The 22178-nt window shown below is 38.5% G+C and carries 17 protein-coding genes; 13 read left to right on the top strand and 4 right to left on the bottom strand.

Annotated features, from left to right (window positions below; all coding sequences use genetic code 11):
- The first annotated feature begins 348 nt into the window (after positions 1–348).
- The 3 genes from FNN09_RS14005 to rlmF all read left to right on the top strand — a co-directional run bounded on the left by FNN09_RS14005 (position 349) and on the right by rlmF (position 4337).
- Complete coding sequence (locus FNN09_RS14005; protein ID WP_143302997.1) at positions 349–669, top strand: hypothetical protein; 321 nt, start codon at positions 349–351, stop codon at positions 667–669.
- A gap of 446 nt (positions 670–1115) precedes the next feature.
- Complete coding sequence (locus tag FNN09_RS14000) at positions 1116–2201, top strand: hypothetical protein (protein WP_143302996.1); 1086 nt, start codon at positions 1116–1118, stop codon at positions 2199–2201.
- A 1167-nt stretch (positions 2202–3368) separates the two neighbouring features.
- Positions 3369–4337 carry a 23S rRNA (adenine(1618)-N(6))-methyltransferase RlmF gene (rlmF, locus tag FNN09_RS13995; protein WP_143302995.1) on the top strand — a complete coding sequence of 323 codons (969 nt, stop codon included), beginning with the start codon at positions 3369–3371 and terminating at the stop codon, positions 4335–4337.
- Between the two features lie 167 nt (positions 4338–4504).
- Here the strand turns inward: rlmF and FNN09_RS13990 are convergent, their stop codons facing one another.
- Positions 4505–5995, bottom strand: a complete 1491-nt coding sequence (locus FNN09_RS13990) for an aldo/keto reductase (RefSeq protein WP_185969012.1) — start codon at positions 5993–5995, stop codon at positions 4505–4507.
- A 643-nt stretch (positions 5996–6638) separates the two neighbouring features.
- On the opposite strand from FNN09_RS13990, the gene FNN09_RS13985 reads away from it, so the two are divergent.
- The 8 genes from FNN09_RS13985 to FNN09_RS13950 all read left to right on the top strand — a co-directional run bounded on the left by FNN09_RS13985 (position 6639) and on the right by FNN09_RS13950 (position 15122).
- Positions 6639–8195 carry an acyl-CoA carboxylase subunit beta gene (locus tag FNN09_RS13985; RefSeq protein WP_143302993.1) on the top strand — a complete coding sequence of 519 codons (1557 nt, stop codon included), beginning with the start codon at positions 6639–6641 and terminating at the stop codon, positions 8193–8195.
- Positions 8196–8207: 12 nt separating this feature from the next.
- The gene (locus FNN09_RS13980) at positions 8208–8393 is read left to right on the top strand and encodes a hypothetical protein (RefSeq protein WP_143302992.1); all 186 of its coding nucleotides are present in this window, start codon (positions 8208–8210) and stop codon (positions 8391–8393) included.
- A gap of 86 nt (positions 8394–8479) precedes the next feature.
- Positions 8480–10387, top strand: a complete 1908-nt coding sequence (locus tag FNN09_RS13975) for a pyruvate carboxylase subunit B (RefSeq protein ID WP_143302991.1) — start codon at positions 8480–8482, stop codon at positions 10385–10387.
- Positions 10388–10741: 354 nt separating this feature from the next.
- Entirely contained in the window at positions 10742–11554 is an 813-nt protein-coding gene (locus FNN09_RS13970) for a metallophosphoesterase (protein ID WP_143302990.1), read from the top strand.
- A gap of 10 nt (positions 11555–11564) precedes the next feature.
- A complete protein-coding gene (locus FNN09_RS13965; RefSeq protein ID WP_255434123.1) occupies positions 11565–12239 on the top strand; it encodes a hypothetical protein in 675 nt (224 codons plus the stop codon).
- A 248-nt stretch (positions 12240–12487) separates the two neighbouring features.
- Positions 12488–13768, top strand: a complete 1281-nt coding sequence (locus FNN09_RS13960; protein ID WP_143302989.1) for a hypothetical protein — start codon at positions 12488–12490, stop codon at positions 13766–13768.
- 2 nt (positions 13769–13770) lie between these two features.
- Positions 13771–14625, top strand: coding sequence for a patatin family protein (locus FNN09_RS13955; protein ID WP_143302988.1), 855 nt, complete (start codon positions 13771–13773; stop codon positions 14623–14625).
- Positions 14626–14702: 77 nt separating this feature from the next.
- Positions 14703–15122 carry a VOC family protein gene (locus FNN09_RS13950; protein WP_143302987.1) on the top strand — a complete coding sequence of 140 codons (420 nt, stop codon included), beginning with the start codon at positions 14703–14705 and terminating at the stop codon, positions 15120–15122.
- 16 nt (positions 15123–15138) lie between these two features.
- Here FNN09_RS13950 and FNN09_RS13945 read toward each other — a convergent pair whose 3' ends face one another.
- Positions 15139–16425 (bottom strand): metallophosphoesterase, encoded by a 1287-nt coding sequence (locus tag FNN09_RS13945; protein WP_143302986.1) that lies wholly within the window; start codon positions 16423–16425, stop codon positions 15139–15141.
- A 158-nt stretch (positions 16426–16583) separates the two neighbouring features.
- Complete coding sequence (locus FNN09_RS13940) at positions 16584–19553, bottom strand: hypothetical protein (protein WP_143302985.1); 2970 nt, start codon at positions 19551–19553, stop codon at positions 16584–16586.
- 185 nt (positions 19554–19738) lie between these two features.
- On the opposite strand from FNN09_RS13940, the gene FNN09_RS13935 reads away from it, so the two are divergent.
- Together FNN09_RS13935 and FNN09_RS13930 are read left to right on the top strand one after the other, a co-directional pair.
- The gene (locus tag FNN09_RS13935; RefSeq protein ID WP_143302984.1) at positions 19739–20065 is read left to right on the top strand and encodes a hypothetical protein; all 327 of its coding nucleotides are present in this window, start codon (positions 19739–19741) and stop codon (positions 20063–20065) included.
- 181 nt (positions 20066–20246) lie between these two features.
- Positions 20247–21296 (top strand): nucleoid-associated protein, encoded by a 1050-nt coding sequence (locus FNN09_RS13930; RefSeq protein ID WP_143302983.1) that lies wholly within the window; start codon positions 20247–20249, stop codon positions 21294–21296.
- A gap of 51 nt (positions 21297–21347) precedes the next feature.
- Here FNN09_RS13930 and FNN09_RS13925 read toward each other — a convergent pair whose 3' ends face one another.
- Positions 21348–22100, bottom strand: coding sequence for a creatininase family protein (locus FNN09_RS13925; RefSeq protein WP_143302982.1), 753 nt, complete (start codon positions 22098–22100; stop codon positions 21348–21350).
- Between the last annotated feature and the right edge of the window lie 78 nt (positions 22101–22178).

The following is a 22178-nucleotide window of genomic DNA, read 5'->3' as shown; positions in this document are numbered from 1 at the left end:
TCATTCATCGCTAACTAATATAGTTAACTAGCTTCATTCATTGATTCATCATTACGGCATTCGCCATTTTAGTTCAAGCACGTTGTGCTTGCAATTAACCGCTTGCAATCAATCCCCTGCACTAAGGTACAGGGCTATTCATATTCAATCCATTCAGGCTGTATTAAGCACAGAGTGGTTTAGGGTGAATAGCCACAGAAGCAATCTGTGGTAGGTGGATTTTATTTTTTTTATGCGAATCGGTCACTTTGTTACAGGGTAAATTGGTCTTGCTGCATCTATAAATTAAGAAGCCTGTTAATTAAAAGGCCAGGTTTCATATTTATTAATCATCCTAATCAAAAAAAGATGGCAAAAATGAATGAAGCAACAAAGCGCGATTTTGTATCGCAAATGATTACCCCTGTTGAAGAGTCGAACGATCGCTTGGTGACGAGTGGATTTGATCCGGCCACTAAGGTCGAAGCTTTAAAAGTGAAAAAGCAAGAAGCTGCTACAGCAGAGATCGCTCAGCAAGAAGCCGCTGCCAAGGCCAAAGAGGCTACTAAACTGTCTAACGATAAGTTAGATGAGGCTTACCGCGAGGCATCGAACTTTGCCGACTTGCTGTCGGGTTTACTGGGTAAGGAAGACGAGTTGATTAAAAAGGTTCGTAAGTTCAGGAAGTAATGCCAAAGGCTTCGCCCCAAGGGGATGGTCCTTATCCCCCTGGGGCAAGCCTTAATCCCCTAGGGGCGCACGATTATCCCCTAGGGGCACAACTTTCGCCCCTAGTTTTTTACAGTCATCCCCATGGGGCGCATTGTCATCCCCTTGGGGATTTCTTTTCGCCCCATGGGGCGAAAGGTTCTTTTGTTGGGGCAAATCTTTATCCCCATGGTTCCAAATCCGCGCCCCTTGGGGATCATGTCTCGCCCCAAGGGGATGATGATGATCCCCCACCTGATTTCTTCGTGATAAGAGAACTGTCAACTTCTCTCTTAAATATCGCCCTCTATTCATCTTCAAGTGCTTCTTAGCATGGCAATGCAATGGTTATAGCCAAACATTTGTTTCTTATATTTGTTAAAAGGATAGAAAAATCACAACAAATTGCTTATCAAACTAACTTAAATATGATGAAAATTAAAACACTTAGTTTACTGGTTCTTCTTAGCATAGCCTGCTTGTCCAATGCTCAAATAGATACCACTCAAAGTAACAAGGAATGGCCTTATAGCATGCCAATATTTGGAAAACAAGCAACAGCAAGAGGTTATCAAATTCAATTACCATACGGCTTAAATGTTAATTACGTGTATAACCGAATGGATTTGGAAATTACACAATTCGGTATGACAATTGGCGATGATCTTAATTCACCCATCAACCAATTAATATCGGAGTATGTGAACCTCGAAACCCTCAACTTTACCAATACTATTGCCAAATCAAGTGGTATGAACTTGCGTGCTGATGTATGGGTATTTCCCTTTTGGAATGTTTATGGTATTTATGCGAATAATACGGGAACAACAAATGTTTCGCTGCAGCCTACCTGGTACGATGATAATGGCGATTTGGTGTTGATGTTGCCAGAAATTAAAAGTACAGTAGACTTCTCGGCTAATAGCTATGGTATCGGAAGTACGCTGGTAACTAAATTATACAAGAGTTACTTCTTTTCAATCGATGCGAATATGACGTGGTCACACTCTGAATTGTTGACTGACCCAGCACGCCTGGCTGTTGTATCTGCCCGTATAGGCGATCGTGTGCACCTTGGTAAAAAGGCTATGTTAGCTCTTTATGTGGGGGCGATGTATCGTGGGTTTATTGATCATAAGGGGAACCTTGGGTCTATTGGTATAGCCGAAGCTTTACCTAACTTGGGTAGTGAACTATTTCCGGCCATTGATAACAAAATAGACCAAAATAATCAAAAAATAGCCGAGTTAGATCCTGGCAATCCATTGGAACAAAAGCAAATCGAATTCCTTGAGGCTCAAAATCAGAAATTGACAGATATAGGCTTAGCCGTTGAAAGTTTGATAGAATCAGATGTTAATTATGGTATTAAAAAGGATATTATAAACAACTGGAGTGTACAGTTTGGATTTAACTTGGAGTTAAACCAAAGCCTTACTTTACGTGGAGAATTTGGTAAAGGAACAGGAAATGATTTCGTGCTAATGGGTATACAATATCGATTTGGCATATAAGTTTTATTGTCTAAGTATTCAGGGAAATTGCTTTTAAAACTAATTATACCACCCCGCCTGTCGGCACCCCTCCTAAAATTCAGGAGGGGACGGTTTTTCATCCTTCTCCTCCTTGCCAAGGAGGAGTACCACGAAGTGGGGAGGTGGTTAATATGCTTAAAAGCGAATTCCCTATCTAAGTATTGCTTTTTTAGAGATATGTTAATTATCCAAAATTCACATTTTAAAATAGCATAAACGTATAAACGCAGAGACGCAAAGGCACAGAGGGTTTTTATTAAGAATAATTAATTTCTGTGTCTCTGCGTCTCTGTGTTGTTTTTGTTTGATTGTTTCTCCAGGTACCTACATCTTTAAAAATAGCATAAACGCAGAGACGCAAAGGCACAGAGGTTTTTTATTAAGAATAATTAATCTCTGTGGCTCAGCGTCTCTGTGTTGTTTTTGTTTGAACGTTTCTCCAGATACCTACATCTTTAAAAATAGCATAAACGTAGAGACGCAAAGGTACAGAGGTTCTTTATTGAGAATAATTAATCTCTGTGGCTCAGCGTCTCTGTGTTGTTTTTGTTTGAATGTTTCTCCATGTACCTACATCTTTAAAAATAGCATAAACGCATAAACGCAGAGACGCAAAGGCACAGAGGCTTTTATTGAGAATAATTAATTTCTGTGGCTCAGCGTCTCTGTGTTGTTTTTGTTTGAATGTTTCTCCAGGTATCTACATCTTTAAAAATAGCATAAACGCAGAGACGCAAAGGCACGGAGGTTCTTTATTGAGAATAATTAATTTCTGTGCCTCAGCGTCTCTGTATTGTTTTTGTTTGAATGTTTCTCCATGTACCTACATCTTTAAAAATAGCATAAACGCAGAGACGCAAAGGCACGGAGGTTTTTTATTGAGAATAATTAATCTCTGTGCCTCAGCGTCTCTGTGTTGTTTTTGTTTGAATGTTTCTCCAGATACCTACATCTTTAAAAATAACATGAACACAGAGACGCAAAGGCACGGAGTTTATTTAGAATGATTATCGTGCTCTGTGTCTCAGCGCCTCTGCCTTATCTTTATCGTTTAAGAAGTGTATTGTGCATGTTTACGTATATTTGCTCTCCAATTTGTTTTCCGAGTAAACAGCTTTAAAGCATATCATCAATACAAATTCCATAATGGTTCAAAAAAAGAGAGTACATCCAAAGGTAAAAGCAGGCTTGCATGTTCGTAATAAGCACCGTGAACGTTACAATTTTAAAGAACTTATTCAATCCTGCCCAGAGCTTGCACCTTTTGTGTCTTTGAATAAATTTGATGATGAATCAATTGATTTTGGCAATCCCAAAGCGGTGGTAATGCTTAATCGTGCCGTTTTAAAACATTTTTATGGGATAGATCATTGGTATATTCCCGAGGGCTTTTTGTGCCCGCCTGTACCAGGTAGAGCCGATTACATACACAACGTAGCTGACTTATTGGCAAGTGAGAACAAGGGTGTTATCCCCATGGGCAAGTCTGTTAAGTGTCTCGACGTGGGTGTAGGGGCCAATTGTATTTATCCTATAATTGGGCATACCGAGTACGGATGGTCGTTTGTGGGCGCCGATGTTGAGCAGGTAGCCATCGACTCAGCCAGGGAAACGGTAGAAAACAATGAAGCGCTGAAGGGGAATGTCGATCTTCGCCTGCAAACAGCGCATTACAATACTTTTAAGGGCATTATCGCGGATGATGAGTATTACGATGTTACCATTTGTAATCCACCTTTTCATGCGTCATTAGCCGAGGCCGAGGCTTCTTCACTTCGTAAAATGAGTAGCCTGAACAAGACTGAGGTTAAGAAAGTAGTGTTGAACTTTGGTGGAAATGGAAAGGAATTATACTGTAATGGTGGCGAAGAGCGCTTTATTACCAACATGATAAAGCAGAGCAAGGAGTTTAGCCAGTCATGCCTGTGGTTTTCAACTTTAGTATCCAAAGAGTCTAACCTCAGAACGTTTCGCAAAGCACTAAAAGGCCTTGGGGTAGAAGAGGTCAAAGCCATGAAAATGAGTCAGGGAACAAAAGTAAGTCGAGTGCTGGCCTGGACTTTTCACAACAAAGAACAACAACAGGCCTGGGCTGCAAAATATTGGAGCGAATAGTTTTATTATCAGTTGGAAAGAGTGTTTCTATTGGAGGTTTATTAAAGTATTTTCGTTACCGCTCGAATCTTCGCTACTGCGCGAATCTTTTAGAGTTATAAAATACAAACACCTCAATTAGCCACGATTATTAGATGCTAATTGAGGTGTTTGTTTATTGGTAAACTCTATGCCTTTAAAACATCAGAAGCCACTTTCTTACCCCCTTTATCAAGGCTCACAATTTGAATGTTATTTTGTTCGTCGGCCTTTACTTTTACATGAAAAGAGAATGGTTTATCGCTTATCTGTGGCTGGTGGGCTATGTTTCCAATTAGCTCATCGTTTTTATACACCAGGTACTTATCAATAGGATGTTCACCTGCATAGGCCGTGTCCCAGCTTAGGTTTAAAAGGTTACTTTTTGCCTTTTCAAGTTTAATGTTGTGCACAGCACTTAGTCCACCTTCTTTAATCTGAAAGTAATTTGTTTGCCCGTTTTTGACTTTGGCTGCCCATTCTTCAATTTGCAAGCGTTGTGCTGCACTAAGGCCGTCACGCGTAATTTGAGAGGCTGCAATATTATTAGCCAACTGGCAATGGGCTATATTATCCGATATTTGGCCAATGCCAATAATTAAAGTGTCAATGCCTGGTGTGGTTAATGAATATTGAATAAGTGGTGCGTACGGAACTTCAGAGCTACCTACACTGCGTACCACATGTTTCGGGTTATTTGACCAAGTAGCCTCTTTGGTATACATGGCGCCATCGGCAAATGTTTTCATGCCAATAACACCCATATTTGAGGCTTTTGCCACAGGAATAACATTGTGTTGCATGTTAAAGTTAAGCTTGTCGTTGGCATTGATTGATACAAGCATGCCATCTAATATGTTTTTATGATCTCTTCGAATCAGCTGCATCATCAATGCCGTGTCATGATGACCTGAGAACCCAATGTGCTTAATCAGTTTTTCTTCCTTGGGGTTTAATCCGGTTGTGTTTGTTCCATCCCTATAATCTAGCAGAGCAGCTAAAGCCCCAATTCTCTCTGCTTTTGGGTCGGGATTATCATATCCTTCCATTATGGCATCAACATCGGGTTGTTGTGCTATGGTATGAGCCAACACCATGTCTAAGTATGCACCTTTGGGATAATATCCTTTGCCATCGCCAAATATTTGTGTCAATGAGCGTTTAACATCATCAATTGCATGAGAACCATCGTCACCGTTGCTATAGTTGAATAGTCCAGGCACCTGTAAGTCACCTTTAGCATAGCGCAATCCTGTTTTTGAAGTTAGAAATATTGATTTTCGTAGCTTTTCGTTATAACCCGCTTTCCCGGGTATTAATCCAAGCTTATTAAAGGCTTTACCAAAATTTAATTGGCTAGGTCCATATAAATTGGAAGTATCGAAATAGTTAACTCCCAAATTAAATGCCTTTACAATGATGGCAACAGGGTCAACATCTGCAGGAGTCCATTGTATCGAAGCCTGTCCGCCAAGGCCAAACGTTGTTACCTGATGATTTAGTTTTCCAAAGTCTCTGGTCATTAATGGTAGGGTGGGGTCGAGCTGCTCTATCGATATCATTGGCAATAAGCTGAGACTAGATGTTGCGATGGCAGAATTTTTAATGAAGGTACGGCGAGAAATGTTTTTAGGTGTCATAGGCATTGTTTTAATGAGCTTGCAGTAATAAATCATTAGGGTGGTGAGTTAACACTACTGATTATTAACAATATACTATGGCGCATGGTTGTGGTAATTGTGATTTTTTATTATGCAGGAAAGAATATTTTTAGTAAGGAATCTAATAGACACTTATTCAAGCTGAGCAGAAGACTGGTTTGGGTGAAGTGCACAATTTACGTTTAAGAGTGTTTGGCCATTATTTATTATTAGCAGAAAAGTGAGCGTATGAATATTATTTAAAAATGCTCTCATACTTATACTGCTGTTACTCACCAATTTCTTTTGAGAAATAGTAGTTTATGCGTGTTATAAATATCACTACTGAAATATAAATGTTTAAATATTAACAATAATAAGTGTATAATCACTAATTCGGTATTCTACATATTTCAATTACAAGTGATAAATTGCTTCTAATTTGAAAGTCAGTGTCTTTTGTAAAACTTATTTCGTAATTTATTCGACCTGATAAGGTGTTGATTCTTCAATTAAAGAAATATATCTTGAATTTTCATTTTTTTAACATTTATAAGGTCGACTTATCACTTGTAGTATATATTTTTGGCAGCGTAAAACACAATTAAAGAATTTTTGGTGTAATTGTAAAGTATCTGTATTTATGAAAGTATCTGAAAAGATTGAGCTACTTAAAAAGAAGCGTGAAGAAGTCCAGAAAATGGGTGGTGAAGCACGTGTGGCTAAACATAACGAAAAGGGCAAACTTTCAGCTCGTCAACGTTTAGATTATCTTTTTGACGAAGATAGTTTTAGGGAGGTAGACATGTTTGTTGAGCATCGCTCGGTAAACTTTGGTCTTGAAAAAATTAACATTCCTTCTGACGGTGTAGTTATTGGCCATGGTTTAATTAACGGTCGTCCTGTTTTTGCTTATTCACAAGATTTTACTTCACGTGGAGGTTCTCTTGGTGAGATGCATGCAGCAAAAATCTGTAAAATTATGGATTTAGCCGTAAAGGCTGGTGCGCCGGTTGTTGGATTAAACGATTCTGGTGGTGCTCGTGTTGAAGAGGGTGTTGATGCTTTAAAAGGTTATGGTGAGATTTTCATGCGTAACTCACGTGCTTCGGGTGTTATTCCTCAAATTTCAGCTATCATGGGTCCTTGTGCTGGTGGTGCTGTATATTCACCAGCAATGACTGACTTTATCTTTATGGTAAAGAAAAAGAGTCACATGTTTATTACAGGTCCTAATGTAATTAAAACAGTAACAGGTGAGGAAACTACTCTAGAAGATCTTGGTGGAGCCATGGTTCACAATAGCAAGAGTGGTAATGCACACTTTGCCTGCGATAGCGACGAAGATACTTTGGATGCAATCAAGGAATTGTTAGAGTTCTTACCAAACAACAACTTGGAAGAGGCTCCACAGATTCCTATGGGTGATGACCCAACTCGTGCATGCGAGGAGTTAGATACAATTATACCAGATGATCCAAAAACACCATATGATATGGTGAATATTATTGAGTCGGTACTTGATAATGGTGAATTTATGCAGGTACACGAGTATTATGCTGAAAACGCCATTGTTGGTTTCGGTCACTTGAACAATCGTTCTGTTGGTATCATCGCTAACCAGCCAATGATTCAGGCAGGATGTTTAGATATTGATGCTTCTGATAAGATTTCTCGTTTCGTGCGTACTTGTGATGCCTACAATATTCCAATGATCACCTTTGTTGATGTACCAGGATATTTACCAGGTGTTCAGCAGGAGTGGGACGGAATTATCCGCCACGGTGCCAAGTTACTTTGGTCGTATGCCGAGGCTACAGTGCCTAAGTTTACAGTAGTGACGCGTAAAGATTACGGTGGTGCCTACTTAGCTATGTGTTCTAAGCCTTTGGGTGCTGACATGGTATTTGCTTGGCCATCGGCTGAGATTGCAGTAATGGGTGCTAAAGGTGCTGTTGAGATTATCTCAACTTACCGTAAGCAGATTACTGAAGCAGAAGACAAGGACGCGATGAGAGAGGCTAAAATTAACGAGTATGAAGAGGCTTTTAACGTACCTTACTTAGCAGCTAAGCGCGGTTATATTGATGATGTTATCCTACCAAGTGAAACAAGGCAGCGCCTAATCGATGCCATGGAAGTGATGTCGACTAAAACAGAGGTGTTACCTCCTAAAAAGCACGGAAACATTCCATTGTAAAACGTTTATTCTATGACAGCAAGAGAAAAAAAGAGAAAAGCGGTATTAATAGCTGTGGCCTACTACCTTGAGCAAGAAGCAGCTAAAAACGGTGAAGTAACAAATGTTAACTCATGGAAAGCAGCTGGTAAAGAGGTAATCATGAGCAACCGTGCTATGGTTCAACGTCGTGGTCGTTTATTACGCTCTCGCGCTTAGGTAAGTAAAGTAGTTAATTGGCAGAGACAACGGTGAGTGCTAACAAGCACTAAGCACCAGGTACTTTGCACTTAAAAAAGAAAAAGATGAATTTCGATAAACACGGGGTATTAGAAATGGCCAAGCTAGAGTTTGGAGCCGATCGTCCAAAAGCAGCCAACCCAATTAAAATAAATGATGTTAGTTTACGTGATGGTCACCAGTCTTTATTTGCGACACGCGGTCGTACAGAAGATATGTTGCCTGTTGCCGAAATGATTGATAACGCTGGTTATAACGCTGTTGAAACATGGGGTGGTGCTACATTCGACACCATGCACCGTTTCTTAGCTGAAGATCCATGGGAGCGTTTACGCACTCTAAAGAAGCACATGCCTAAAACACCATTTTCGATGTTGCTTCGTGGTCAGAACGTAGTGGGTTACCGTAACTACGCCGATGATGTGGTACAGGCCTTTGTTCAGCGTTCAATTGATAACGGAATGGATATTTTCCGTTGTTTCGATGCCTTGAATGATTACCGTAACTTCGAAACGGCTGCTAAGGTTATTAAAGATAACGACAAGCATTTTCAGGGTGTGGTATGTTATACATTAAACCAGCCTCGCTTAGGTGGTGATGTGTACAACATGGAGTACTACATAAATAAAGTAAAAGAATTAGTAGCGTTTGGTGTTGACTCTATCTGTATCAAAGATATGGCTGGTTTAATTGCACCTTACGATATTTATAACTTGATCCGCGAAATCAAGACTTTCACAGATATTCCATTGAACCTGCATACTCACTTTACATCGGGTATGGCTGATTTGGCTATCTTCAAAGCTATTGAGGCGGGTGTTGATATTGTTGATACATGTATCGGGCCTTATGCTTACCGCACGTCACATGCTGCTGTTGAGCCATTAATCATGTCCTTGTTAGGTACTAACCGCGATTCAGGTATGGACATCAACAAGATTACAGCCATTGCTGATGAGATGGAGAAATACATACCTAAGTACAAGCACTTAGATAACAACCCTAAGTATGCAACTACTGATATTAATGTATTGCTTCACCAAACACCAGGTGGTATGCTTTCTAACTTGGTTAACCAGTTAAAAGCAATGGATGCTTTAGATAAATTACCTGAAGTATTCCGTTTATTACCTAAAGTTCGTAAAGATCTTGGTAACATTCCTTTGGTAACACCTACTTCTCAAATTGTTGGTGTACAAACCGTGAACAACGTATTGTTCGATTCACACGAAGGTGAGTATGCACAGATTACAAAAGAGGTAAAAGACCTTTGTTACGGATTGTATGGTAAAACAACTGATCCAATCAATCCTGAGGTTCAGAAGAAAGCCTTGAAAGATTACCCACGAGGAGAAGAGCCTATCACTGTTCGCCCAGGTTCAATCCTTGAGCCAGAGATGGATGCTGTTAAAGACGAGTTCAGAGACTTTACGCAGGACATTGATGATGAAGTATTGTGTGCTTTATACCCTGTAACAGGTAAGCGTTTCTTAAAATGGAAATATGGTAAGGAAGAGGTTCCTGCTGAGTTCCAGGCCAAGACAATGGAGCAGGTTGAGAAAGAAGAAGAGATGGTTCGTAAAGCCCTTTCAGGTGAGTTAACATCGAAAGGTAGTGGTGGTGCTACCCGTGAGTTAGAAGTGAAAGTAGATGGTGAGGTATTCACTGTTGAAATCAACGATCCTAATGCAGTTGGTGGTGCAGCTCCGCGCGCCCGTCGTGCTAAAGGTGGTGCTAAAGAAGTTGAGGCAACTGGTAGTTTAATGGCGCCAATACCAGGTATGATTGTTGAGTTTAAGGTGAAAGCCGGCGACGAAGTGAAAGCTGGTGATACAGTTGTTGTATTAGAAGCCATGAAAATGATGAACAACCTTGATGCAGCAGTTGATGGTGTTGTTACCGAAATCAAATACGATTCAGGTGATTCAGTGGCCAAAGGTGACGTACTAATGGTAATTGAGCCAAAAGCGTAATCAAACTCCATATTATATACTTTAAGAATTGAGGCAGGCCGCAAGGCCTGCCTTTTTTTTATCTCTAATAATCAGTAGGATATAGGATGTGATGAAAAAAATATAATCTATATATGTGGATATGTATAAAGATAGATATATTTGCATATGAAAGTTAATAACCTACTTATTTCTCATGTATAGTCTATCTCTTCATTTCCGAATAAAAATTCAATCATGCTTTCTGATGTTTCATGCAATTATTTTGAAGCTTCAGACTATTGTTTTGACAAGAGGAGTATTTAGTATTTAACTTTGAGTTGATTTTAATGCAAGGATCGAACTAGATCACTGTAACCGTGTTAACCTAAATAGATGATGAACCCAAACTTATATCGTATAATACTATTGACCATTTTCGTTGGTCTTTTCGCCTTATCTTGTGACGAGATAATTGAATACAGTCCCTATCAAAACATTGTTGACTCAAAGTGGAAGAAGCAAAATGTCACAAATTATAATAAGTTGCTTCCTGAGGCCGATGAGGGTTTTACTCCCTTTAGAATAGGCTTAATTGCCGACTCACACACTTATTACGATGAGTTTGAAAAACAAGTAAAATACATCAATAGCCGCAACGACCTGGATTTTATTGTTCATTTAGGAGATATAACCCTAAGTGCCAATGCGCGTGAGTTTGACTGGTATAGCGATATTATGAACGACATTAAAATACCCGTTATCACTCTTATTGGGAATCATGATTGTTTGGCCAATGGCTATGATATTTACACCGAGATGTTTGGTGAGTCTAACTTCTTTTTTCGCTATCGTGATGTTAAGTTGGTGATGTTTGATAATATCATTTGGGAAAAAAATGTAATTGATCCTGATTTTGTTTGGTTCGATACTGCTTTGGAGAATGATTCAGATTATAAATATGTAATCCCATTTGCCCATATACCACCTTGGGGCGATCAGTTTAATATGGGTAGTGAATACCTGTATAATCAACTTTTATTAAAGCATAATGTGGAATTGTCGGTGCATGGGCACGGACATAGTTATGGTTATTCTCAACCATATGGCGACGTCAATTATTTATCCATTCCAGCTCCAATACGCGATGAGCTTGTAATAATGGATGTGCAGTCTGATACTATTATTGTTGAACGTATTGAATACTGAAAAGATGGGCATGAAAAATACATATTGGCTATGTCTATTGCTGCTTTTCATATTTATGCAAGTAGTGGATGTTAACGCCCAAGCAGATGTTGATTCTATTGAAACTAGTTTGCCAAAGCCACTTCAAGGTGCTTACAAAACGAGAACGGTGGTTATTAAAAGTGATACGGTAGAGTATAAACACAGGTGGTTTATTCCCGGGCAATATAAAGTTCAGTATGCCGGTAGCATTGGTTTTATGGCATTGGGATTTGGCTATTCCATAACGCCCGTTTATCAGCCAACACTTTTTATTGGTTATTTGAGTGAGAATTTTGGTGGGAGTGAGAATTCAGTTGTTACTATATCATTTAAAAATAGGTTTCACTTCACAAAACAACCCATACTAAAGTATTTTAAACCATATGCCGGAATATCTATTAATTGGGGAAATACCAAAAACACCTTTGATAAGCTACCAGAATATTATCCCGAGAAATATTATTTTCAGAATAAGATACATATTGCCCCTTTCATAGGTGGTGAATTAAAACGGCATATGAATCTCGGGTATTTTGATGCTATTGGTATTTATAGCGAGGTTTCGGCCTTTGATGCATATCTGTTAGAGGCCATCAGAACTAAATATGTGAAACCACACATGGCCTTGTCACTGGCGGTAGGAATAAGCCTTTACCTCAAATAGCACAGGATACTGACTTTTAAAATATATTGGTGTAGCTTTAATTTTGGCATGAGAGTTGGAATGTGATGCTAGGGAATAAATGGATGTGGTTATCAGTTATTTATAAAACTACACCTACTTGGTATGGTTTGAAAAAGTATGCCTGGTAAGTCTAATTTTAAGTGCTTTGTTTATTTAGACTAAGAAATAGAGACTTAACTGATGCATTTTTCCTATTTTTAGTTGGTCATTCTTTTAACAATCAACTCATGCAAAAGAAACTTATCATTGGTATTGTAATTATTTCAATCGCAGGACTGTTTGTCGGTAACTGGGTTTATGGTAATATCCTTTCACGAAAGATTGAAAAGCGTTTAGAGGCAAAGGTTGAGTTAATAACGGATAATGTTCAAATAAAATTCGAAGAGATTGATGTTAATCCTCTATTTTCAGAGTTGCGATTAAGGGGCATGTATGTTGTTAATCAAAATGGTGTTGAGGTGGCATCGGCTCAGAAAGTAGAATTAGATATGCCTTATCATGAGGCTGTTCGTTTGCTTAAGAGTAGAAATATTAAGGAGCTGAAAGCCTTTAAAGTGTATTTAATAAATAGTAGGTTCTTGGTGTCAGAGGTTAACGATTATATCGAAATAGATGAACTATCGCTAAGCTTTAGAGGGCATTTAACCCAAGAAGATATTAAGCACTTAAATGAAAAGTTTCCACAGGAAAAGCAACGATTAAAAATAGAAGCTGAGGGACTTAGCTTGGCTCAAACACCCTGGATGGATGCATTGGGTTTTACGCCTGATCAAATAAAGCGTTTTAACCATGTGGATGAATTTAAAATGGTAGCTCGTTTTAAGCCAGAGGAAAAAAAGTTGCAAATAGAAGAGCTAAAAGTGTTGGCACCAATTTTAACTTATCAACTTGAGGCTGATATGGATTATACGGGTGATGGAATGGATGCTTTACAAATTGAACAGGCTAAATCATCAATGGAGTTGCAGTTAGGCGAAGGAGGTATCGAATGGGGCGATCCTGAAGAATCTGGTAGATTTGCGCTTCAGAACTTGTACCTTAAAATGGATGGTGAGGCTAACTACAAAAACAATAAAGGACAACTGACACGCCACACCACCAACTTCTTATTGGAAGGTTTGACGCTTAAATATGCGGGTAAGAAAAAGAAACAGTTGGAATCTCGTACTGCTCTTTTAGGCTTGAAAATGGATCAATTGAGTGTTGATCGAATGGTGCTTAATTCAAGTCTCGATAAAAAGCGCATGACCATCTCTGATTCCGAAATTACTTCATCGCTAATTGATGCTAGTTTTAGCGGAAAACTATTGCTTGATGAAGAAAACCTTACACCATCAACAATTGAAAAGGGTAATGTAACGATTCATTATTTGGTACCAGGTGTGCTCAATGCTTTATCAACCTTTGAGCTTATGACAGGCCAGTCTCTGCCGCGAGATGGTAAAAAGATTGTATTGGAGTTAAGTGGTGATGTAAACCGACCTACGATTAAAGGCTTTAAGTACTAATGATGCAAAGTAGTACTGCATTGGTGCTTGAAGGAGGAGGCTTTAGAGGCATGTATACCTCTGGAGTGCTGGATGCATTTCTAATCAAAAAATTACAATTTCCTTATGTTATTGGCGTATCAGCAGGTGCAGCTTATGGTATATCCTATGTTTCCCAACAGTTTGAACGCAATAAAATTGTTAACCTAAAGTACACCGCCGACCCCAGGTATATGAGTTGGCGAAACCTTTTTACCAAGGGCAACTTATTCGATTGGGATTTTGTATATGGAGAAATACCCAACAAGCTAGTACCTTTTGATTTTGAACAGTTATTCTCATTGGCGAGTGAATTTGTCATTGGCATTACCAATGTGCAAACAGGTAAGCCCGAATACTGCAGTAGTAAACATTTAAGCAGGGAACAGCTCTTGCAAGCAATAACTGCTTCTTCGAGCTTACCATTCGTGTCAAAAATGGCCATGTTCAATGGGAAGCAGTATATGGATGGTGGTTTATCTGATTCAATACCCGTTGACGAAGCTCTTAGGAGCAACGAACGAGCTGTTGTGGTGTTGACCCGTAACAAGACTTATCAAAAAGGAGATGCCAAATTTAAGTGGCTGATAAAGAACCGTTATAAAAAGTACCCCATGTTAGTAGAGACCATTCTTTCTCGGGCTAGTCGCTATAATAAAACCTTAGCTCGCATAGAGCGCTTGGAGCAGGAGGGACGTGTATTCGTTATTCGTCCACAAAGTATGATGAATGTGTCACGCATTGAGAATGATCCAATAAAACTGGATCAACTATATCAAACAGGATTAAATGAGGCACTGGAACAGTTTGATCAATTACAAGCTTGGTTGGCTCAATAGTGGCTAATGATTTAAATTCTCTATATCTTCCATATCAATCAAAAGTTAAGTAATTATTCAACTTTAAAAATTGTGATATGGGAAAAAAAGTAAAAGGCATAGGAGGCATTCTTTTTAAATGTAAAGATCCTGGAGAAATGCGCGCTTGGTATAAGCAGAAATTAGGTTTGTCAACCAATGAATATGGTTCCCTTTTTGAATTCAGAGAAGCTGATAATCCGGAGCAAAAGGCGTATTTGCAATGGAGCCCCATGGAGCAGCAAACAACTTACTTTGAGCCATCTGAAAAAGAGTTTATGATCAATTACCGGGTGGAAAATATTGAAGCCTTGGTAGATGAATTAAAACAGACGGGTGTTACCATTTGCGATGAGATAGAAACCTATGAATATGGTAAGTTTGTGCATATAATGGATCCCGAAAACAATAAGATTGAGCTTTGGGAGCCAGTTGATTCTGTTTTTACTCAAATGTATGATGGCGATACAACCAAGTGATGACACAAATGTAAATTTACATCATGTCGTTGCCCATTGGACCCTTTGTTAATTCTATAATGGTTATTTCAGGTGGCATGCCAACTCGTACGGGCATGCCCAGGTAGCCTAAGCCACGGTTAACGTACAGAAAGTTCTTGCCCTCGTTATACAAGCCTGCCCAACGACGAAATTTATACTTTGCTGGGCTCCACTGAAAGTTTTTAAAGGTAATGCCAAACTGCATGCCATGGGTATGACCTGATAAGGTAAGGTCATAATCGGTTTTCTCTTTAACCTCGGCATCCCAATGGTCAGGATCATGAGATAGAAGCAGTTTAAAAGGAATTTCCTCGATACCTCTCGATGCCTTTTTTAAATCACCATACTGAGGAAATGGATGATGCCCCCAGTTTTCAACTCCAGAGATCGCTATTTTATCACCATTAATCTCTAAGGTTTGAGATTTATTATTGAGTAGATTAAAGCCTAAGCGGTTGTGTGCCGATTTAATGTTATTGAGGTTGTGTTGTTTGGCATGCGCTGACGGCCATTTGGAGTAGTCGCCATAATCGTGATTTCCTAAGATAGAAAACTTCCCAATGCGAGCATTTAATTTCGTAAAAACCTTTTCCCAACCAATTGTTTCTTCATAAAAATTATTTACCAAATCGCCGGTAAAGCATATTAAATCCGGATGTTCGTCATTGATTAAACGTACCGCTTCCTCCATCTCTTCGTAATTGGAGTTTAAGCTACCTAGGTGAAGATCAGAAATCTGAACAATCTTAATGCCATCAAAGGCATCAGGTAAGTTTGGGAACGATAACTTGGTGTACTGTTTACTAAAAGAAAAACGCCCCTTTAATACCCCAAACAGCAAGGAAATAAATGGAACCGATGCCATAACTATTCCCACTTGGCTTAGGAACTTCTTTCTCGAAATACTGGGATAACGTCCCTCATTCATTTTCTTAAGCTTACCGTCGCTTGCGAACTTATTTTTAACACGGATGGCTCTATGGGTAATTTTATAGCCCAGATAATAAAAAAGCTTTGGTAAGTAAATGGCCAGGTAACTAACTAAAAACCATTGGAAATAAACATATACATTGCTGCTCGACGCAGTTTGTACCATGGCATAGAGACCAGAAAAAGAGAAAATAAAAAAGGTAGGTACACTGTAATACCAGAATGTACCATTGGGAAAGCTAAAATGCTTTATTCGTTTCGTTTCATCGGAATGAATTAAACGATGCAACAAGTAATCAATAAGAATTGTGAAAATTACAAATCCGATAAATGCACCCAAACTATACCTCATCTGCACCTCTTTCGTTAATACTACTCAATCTTCAAGCCCAGTTTTTACTACGTAAGAATAACACAAAGGTTTGGTTTCTTGTTAGTTTGTAAACATCTATTAAGGTTTTTTACAATTCAATTGCTTATTATCGCTTATAAAATGGTAAATCAGTACTGTTACTTATTACCAACAACAATGCTTGCTAAACCCATCGACAAAAGCATTTCGTGATAGTGCTGTTTGCCATTAGGTATATAAGCATATCGATAACCCACGCTTATAGGAAAGACAAAGCGAAATGGATGTAACTCACCCCTAAGTTCCGTGCCAAAGGAGCTAAAATCGTATTCTCTGCTTGTCCATGCCCCAGTATCGGCATATTGGAGATTTTGGCTAGCTAATGAAAAATCATAAAATAAATTAGCCGTTATCCTTTTTAAATACAAGATGCCGGGTATGTTCAAGTCAGGATTCATCAAAGGTAAAATGTAGTCGCCTTTAAAGGAGTATAGTTCGTCGTTGGTAATGCTCTGTACACCTCTGGGAAAACGCACATAATCGGAGAATATGTAAAAATGATTATAAGTATGTCCTTTTTGGTATAGTTCACCTTTCTCTTTAGTATGCCAGTCGTTGTCTATGCGAATACTATGGTGTCGTCCTATTCCTGGGAAATACAAACGCGTGTGCACACCTAATATGCTACCGTAATTATTTCCACCCATTGGTGTATGTCGATAACTGAGTTCCATAACATGTCCCCAGCGGCTCGCTATATCGCGTTGTGTTGATCGTAGCAGGTTATATGCAAAAAAGCTGTAATCCAATGAGCGAATATCTAGGCCTTCAGCTATTTCTGTTGTTTTGCTTTTTTCAATAATTCCATCATCAATCACTGTAATGTATGTTTGTTCGTAGCTGTAATCATCTGACTGTTGATAGCTCACGCCTATTTGTGGTTGAACGTTACGAAAGTATTTACCACGTGAAAAATTAAGAGGTAGCTTCATCTTTAATTCGGTCCATAGATGATTTGGCTTGGAACTTCTTAAAATATGAAACGTGTCTGTACTGTTTTTAAAATAATCATTTATAGGTTGTTCATTACCTACTTTAACTTCCAAATCAAATACTGGCCACCATGCCTGATAGGCAAATTTGAAATTGAATTTTTCACGAGAATATTGTTCATCGGCATTAAATCCAATGGAGGTAAATGTGGTGCCTAGTAGGTTTTGTGATAATACACTGGCTCCAGCTGTAATGTTGGCATCATCAATATTTACAAATGCAGGAGCCCAACTGTGAAAGTTAAATAAATTCCATTTCGAGTAGTTTTTGGTTTTGTAACTATTCGTCGCTAGGTTTTTGAGTTGTGGCATTCCTTTTTCATCGGCCTGCATTTTTTGCAACATTTCTTCGTTGGGTAATGCAGTTGGCTTAAGAGGAATTGGTTTTATTTCTGATAAGGGAATATATGCGATTTGATAGCCATCCGATGTGTAGTCCTGATAGTATAAAATTCCATTATTGCTGATGGATGGATAGGTGGCTCCAAAGGCAGACTCAGTAACTTTTTCTGTAATACCACCAGAAATTGGGATGCGGTAAATGTTTTCGATGCCGCTGTATGAACCACAGAAATAAACAAAATTATTATGGATACGTGGAAATCGAATTTCAGTAAAGCTCTTGTCAGTAATGTTGTTCCATTGTTCCGATGAGGTTGAGACTTCCACTATTTGCTTGCCTTCAGGAGTTAATAGGATCATTACCAATTGAACGCCGTTATCATGCCATTGAGGGTTCATGGGGTAGGCATTATGCGGTGTTTTAATAGCTTTAATCAAAGTACCATCATTGGCATTTAACAGGTGGATGCTAAACTGATTAGAATAATCTGTTTCAACAACAGCAATAGTTTGTCCGTCTGGTGATAGGCTCGGTGCTTTATAACGTGTATTATGGCTAATTTTATTTTGCTTGCGAGTTTGTAAATTAAACGTTCTGATGACTGAGAAATATTGATTGTCCCAACGAGGATGTTGCTCTAGTTCGGTCCATACTAAGTGATTGTTGTTGTATGAAAAAGGTTCTCGATTACGGCTTCCTGTGATAAGTATTTTCTCTTCATGGCCCGTTTTAATATCAAGAGTAGCAAAGTGATTTAACTCCCCAGGGCCGCTCACTTCTGTTATTATTTGATCATCACTAATTGCATTCGGATACATGTAGTTTTTGTAGCGAGTATCTCGTTTTGTAATAATTCTGTTTTGTGGCGGAGAGATGGAATCATTAAGCATGGTCCACTTCATCTTCCAATCATTAAATATTTCATGATAAAGAGGAACCTTGTTTTTACCTGTTACGTTTTTAACTCCGCGATTAAATGGAGTTATCGACCAACTCTTTCGACCAGCCTCATCCAGGGCTTTTTCCCAAACTTCAGGTCCGTACTTATAGCGAGCGCCTGCAGTAAATAGGTATCCCATGTGGTAATGGTTCGGTACGTAATCTTTATATGAACCAAAATAGGCTTTTTCGTAGCTGTAAATTTCTTTTTCTAATACTTGTGCTCTTGTTTCTTGCTCAAATGCAGGGCGTCTTCCCCTTCCAGAATGTGATAAGGTAGTTTCGCTAAGCGTGGCATCGCCTTCTAAAAACCACAATGGAGCATAGAGGCCTAGTACGGCACCAATTGCTTGTTGTCCAAAGGGAATTGTTAAAAACTTTGTGAACCCTTTATTGAGTTTATCTATTTGCACCACGTGCCTGAACTCATGTATGGCTAACTGTTCAAGCCAATCCTGTGCCAACATATCCTGATGAGGTGTTGGGTAAATTTCCATGCGCTTGGGAGCCCAAGAAACAAAGCCATTAGAATAGGCAGAGCGGGAGTGGATGAGTACTTTAATGGGCTTTGGCGTATGATCCAATGTATAACCACCATATTGATACAAGGAATCAAGTATCGCAATAAACCGTTTTGCTTCGCCATCAAATTCTTCGGGATAAACAACTTTGAATACATCGGAATTTACCTGTTTCCATTTGATATTGGCAGGATCGGCGCCTGAGCTGTAATACTGTGCCTGAGATAAAAACGATATGAAGAAATATATGAATAAGAAAAAACGAATGCGCATGATATAGAGTTTATGCATAAAAGTATAAAGATATTAGAAATTACCATGCGATTGATCATCTATGTATTACAGAAATAATTGTTTATTTAGAATAAAGATAAATTGATGATAACATGATAATTAGGCTTTACTTCGTTGCTCCGATATTGTAATTTGTAGTGAACCTAAACAAAAGGAGGCTAACTATGTCAAAAGTCAATTTCACGTTTACAGTAAAATTAGATGATAATGAATTCATCAGAGTAGATGAACATCTATACACTACTCGTAGCTCCTTGCAAGGAGAAGAACTTAAAATCCATGTTCTTAGCAAGTGTTGTTTGAAAGTATTAAAAAATTTTGAGGGTCAATTAACGCAACCAGTAATTGAAGAATGGTTGTTATTATCTAAAGCCTTGGATCAGTCTTGCAGTTACGAAAGCCAATGGGATGACAAGAAGATATTGAAGGAATTGATTGCCGGGTCGGAGCATCCGGTATCATGGTATGCTAATCACTGCCGGGTTAGCTAAGTTTAACTTTTCATGGACGGTAACAGCTGCAATAATTCACTTATTGCAGCTGTTCTATTTTAGCACCATGTTCAATTATCTTCTTGATTGGTATTGGTGTAATTGACAGTGACTTTTTGAAATTATTCACTTGAAAAACACTATTTTCGTGACGCTATTATAACAGAAAAGTACTTTAGAAATGATTGATTTTACACAAACTACTATACAAAACATTGTTGTTCATCAAATTGGCTGTAGAGCAGAGGCTGAAGAAATACGTTTCTCAAAAGCCGAATTACAATTGCACGATGATGAAATGGTGATTGATGTGTTAAAACAGTACTTTTTTAAGCCTTTCAAAGTGGAGGCTTATTTTAATTTTCATCACGAAGAAGGTATTGAGAATAATCAAGTATACAATTGGGTTGATGCCATTTTTAATGCACCCAATTCGTTTTACGATAACTCAATTACTATTGCCAATCATCTTTATGAACAATCGAACCACCCGAAAATAAAAGGCGGCGAGTTTTACATGGTATTATTTAATAACTGTGTTGTTGATGGAGAAATAGTTGATGCACTTGGTATTTTTAAGTCAGAGAATAAGGATACATTTTTAAAAGTAATGTTGCGCGATAACAACTTTGAATTGGGAGCGCAGGAGGGTATTAACATCAAAAAGCTTGATAAAGGATGTTTGATATTTAATACGGAAAAAGATTTAGGTTATAAAATTTGTTCGGTAGATAATATAAATAAAGGAAACGAAGCCCATTTTTGGAAAGACGATTTCCTTGGGCTTAAACCTCGTGAGGATAACTATTACTTTACTAATAATTATCTGCAGATGTGTAAAGGGTTTGTGGGAGAGGTGTTTAATGAAGAGAATGAGGTGGAACGACCTGATCAGGTTGATATGTTGAACCGCTCAATAGAGTACTTTGATAAGCATGCTGCTTTTGACGAAAAAGAGTTTGCAAAAGAAGTGATTCGTCAGCCAGAGGTGGTTGATGCTTTTAACGATTATAAAAGCTTTTTCGAATCAGAAAAAAATATGCCTTTACAAGATAGTTTCGATATTTCGAAAGATGCGGTTAAGGGCGAGAAGAAGCATTTTAAATCAGTATTAAAACTCGATAAGAACTTTCATGTTTATGTACATGGTAAACGTCAATACCTTGAAAAGGGATTTGATAGTGGCCGCGGCCTTAAATTTTACAAGTTGTTTTTTGAATATGAAGAGTAAGGGAGCTGTATTGGTCTTACTCTTATTTTATCTTAGTTTTTTCATTTCCAACTAATACCCGTAAAAGTCATCTAAGGGCGTGTTCGACAGCTCAATAAAGAACTGACTGATTACTTGCGTCAGATCGTTAAAGAAACGTTCCCCTTTTTCGGCACTTGACTTTGAAGGATTGCCAACGCCTGTGTCATTACTTATTTTTGTCCATTCGCGTTCGCCCCAAGCCCAGTTTTGATTCAAGGCTTTTACTTTAAACAATTTGTGTTGTCCATTCCCAGCTTCCGATAAGGGGCGCACCAGTTCAGGGTACAGATACATCATTAAGCTCGTTTCAGTTTCATCGGCATGATCGCCAGAGTGTGTAAAGTATTTATCATTATCCAATGCTTGAAACCAATTACAGCTTAGCAGTTTCTTATTAGGGAATTTCTGACCTACTTCACGAATAATAGTTTTAAAATCATTGCCTCCGTGCCCATTAAAAATCAGTAGTTTGTTACACTGTTGAAATACCGATGTTGCCACATCGTTGATGATGGCTAACTGCGTACTTGGTAGCATATTAATAACATACGGAATATCTGTTTGGCCTGTATTGACACCAAATGGAATTTCAGGTAGAATTAGAATTTTTGCTCCTTTGTCAATAGCCAGTTGAGCGGCCTGTTTGACGATAACTCCATTTTGATAGTTATCAGTGCCGTAGGGTAGGTGAAAGTTATGTGCTTCAGTTGCGCCCCATGGCAGAATGGCTAAATCAAACTGATGCTTCTGTATGTCTTGATAGGTAAGTTGGGATAGCTGCATGGTAGAAAAATTATCATTATCTAAGTAGTAAGGTAATAACTTTTAGCAAATTGATAAAATATGCAACTTTTATTGCTC

The sequence above is a fragment of the Carboxylicivirga sp. M1479 genome (assembly GCF_007097485.1).
GTDB lineage: Bacteria > Bacteroidota > Bacteroidia > Bacteroidales > Marinilabiliaceae > Carboxylicivirga.
This window is presented reverse-complemented; position numbering and strand designations above follow the sequence as displayed.

What these genes read in the sequence shown, in the direction of transcription:
- FNN09_RS14005 (WP_143302997.1), top strand. Translation starts at nt 349, where the DNA reads ATGGCAAAAATGAATGAAGCAACAAAGCGCGATTTTGTATCGCAAATG.
- FNN09_RS14000 (WP_143302996.1), top strand. Translation starts at nt 1,116, where the DNA reads ATGATGAAAATTAAAACACTTAGTTTACTGGTTCTTCTTAGCATAGCC.
- rlmF (WP_143302995.1), top strand. Translation starts at nt 3,369, where the DNA reads ATGGTTCAAAAAAAGAGAGTACATCCAAAGGTAAAAGCAGGCTTGCAT.
- FNN09_RS13990 (WP_185969012.1), bottom strand. Translation starts at nt 5,995, where the DNA reads ATGACACCTAAAAACATTTCTCGCCGTACCTTCATTAAAAATTCTGCC.
- FNN09_RS13985 (WP_143302993.1), top strand. Translation starts at nt 6,639, where the DNA reads ATGAAAGTATCTGAAAAGATTGAGCTACTTAAAAAGAAGCGTGAAGAA.
- FNN09_RS13980 (WP_143302992.1), top strand. Translation starts at nt 8,208, where the DNA reads ATGACAGCAAGAGAAAAAAAGAGAAAAGCGGTATTAATAGCTGTGGCC.
- FNN09_RS13975 (WP_143302991.1), top strand. Translation starts at nt 8,480, where the DNA reads ATGAATTTCGATAAACACGGGGTATTAGAAATGGCCAAGCTAGAGTTT.
- FNN09_RS13970 (WP_143302990.1), top strand. Translation starts at nt 10,742, where the DNA reads ATGATGAACCCAAACTTATATCGTATAATACTATTGACCATTTTCGTT.
- FNN09_RS13965 (WP_255434123.1), top strand. Translation starts at nt 11,565, where the DNA reads ATGAAAAATACATATTGGCTATGTCTATTGCTGCTTTTCATATTTATG.
- FNN09_RS13960 (WP_143302989.1), top strand. Translation starts at nt 12,488, where the DNA reads ATGCAAAAGAAACTTATCATTGGTATTGTAATTATTTCAATCGCAGGA.
- FNN09_RS13955 (WP_143302988.1), top strand. Translation starts at nt 13,771, where the DNA reads ATGCAAAGTAGTACTGCATTGGTGCTTGAAGGAGGAGGCTTTAGAGGC.
- FNN09_RS13950 (WP_143302987.1), top strand. Translation starts at nt 14,703, where the DNA reads ATGGGAAAAAAAGTAAAAGGCATAGGAGGCATTCTTTTTAAATGTAAA.
- FNN09_RS13945 (WP_143302986.1), bottom strand. Translation starts at nt 16,425, where the DNA reads ATGAGGTATAGTTTGGGTGCATTTATCGGATTTGTAATTTTCACAATT.
- FNN09_RS13940 (WP_143302985.1), bottom strand. Translation starts at nt 19,553, where the DNA reads ATGCGCATTCGTTTTTTCTTATTCATATATTTCTTCATATCGTTTTTA.
- FNN09_RS13935 (WP_143302984.1), top strand. Translation starts at nt 19,739, where the DNA reads ATGTCAAAAGTCAATTTCACGTTTACAGTAAAATTAGATGATAATGAA.
- FNN09_RS13930 (WP_143302983.1), top strand. Translation starts at nt 20,247, where the DNA reads ATGATTGATTTTACACAAACTACTATACAAAACATTGTTGTTCATCAA.
- FNN09_RS13925 (WP_143302982.1), bottom strand. Translation starts at nt 22,100, where the DNA reads ATGCAGCTATCCCAACTTACCTATCAAGACATACAGAAGCATCAGTTT.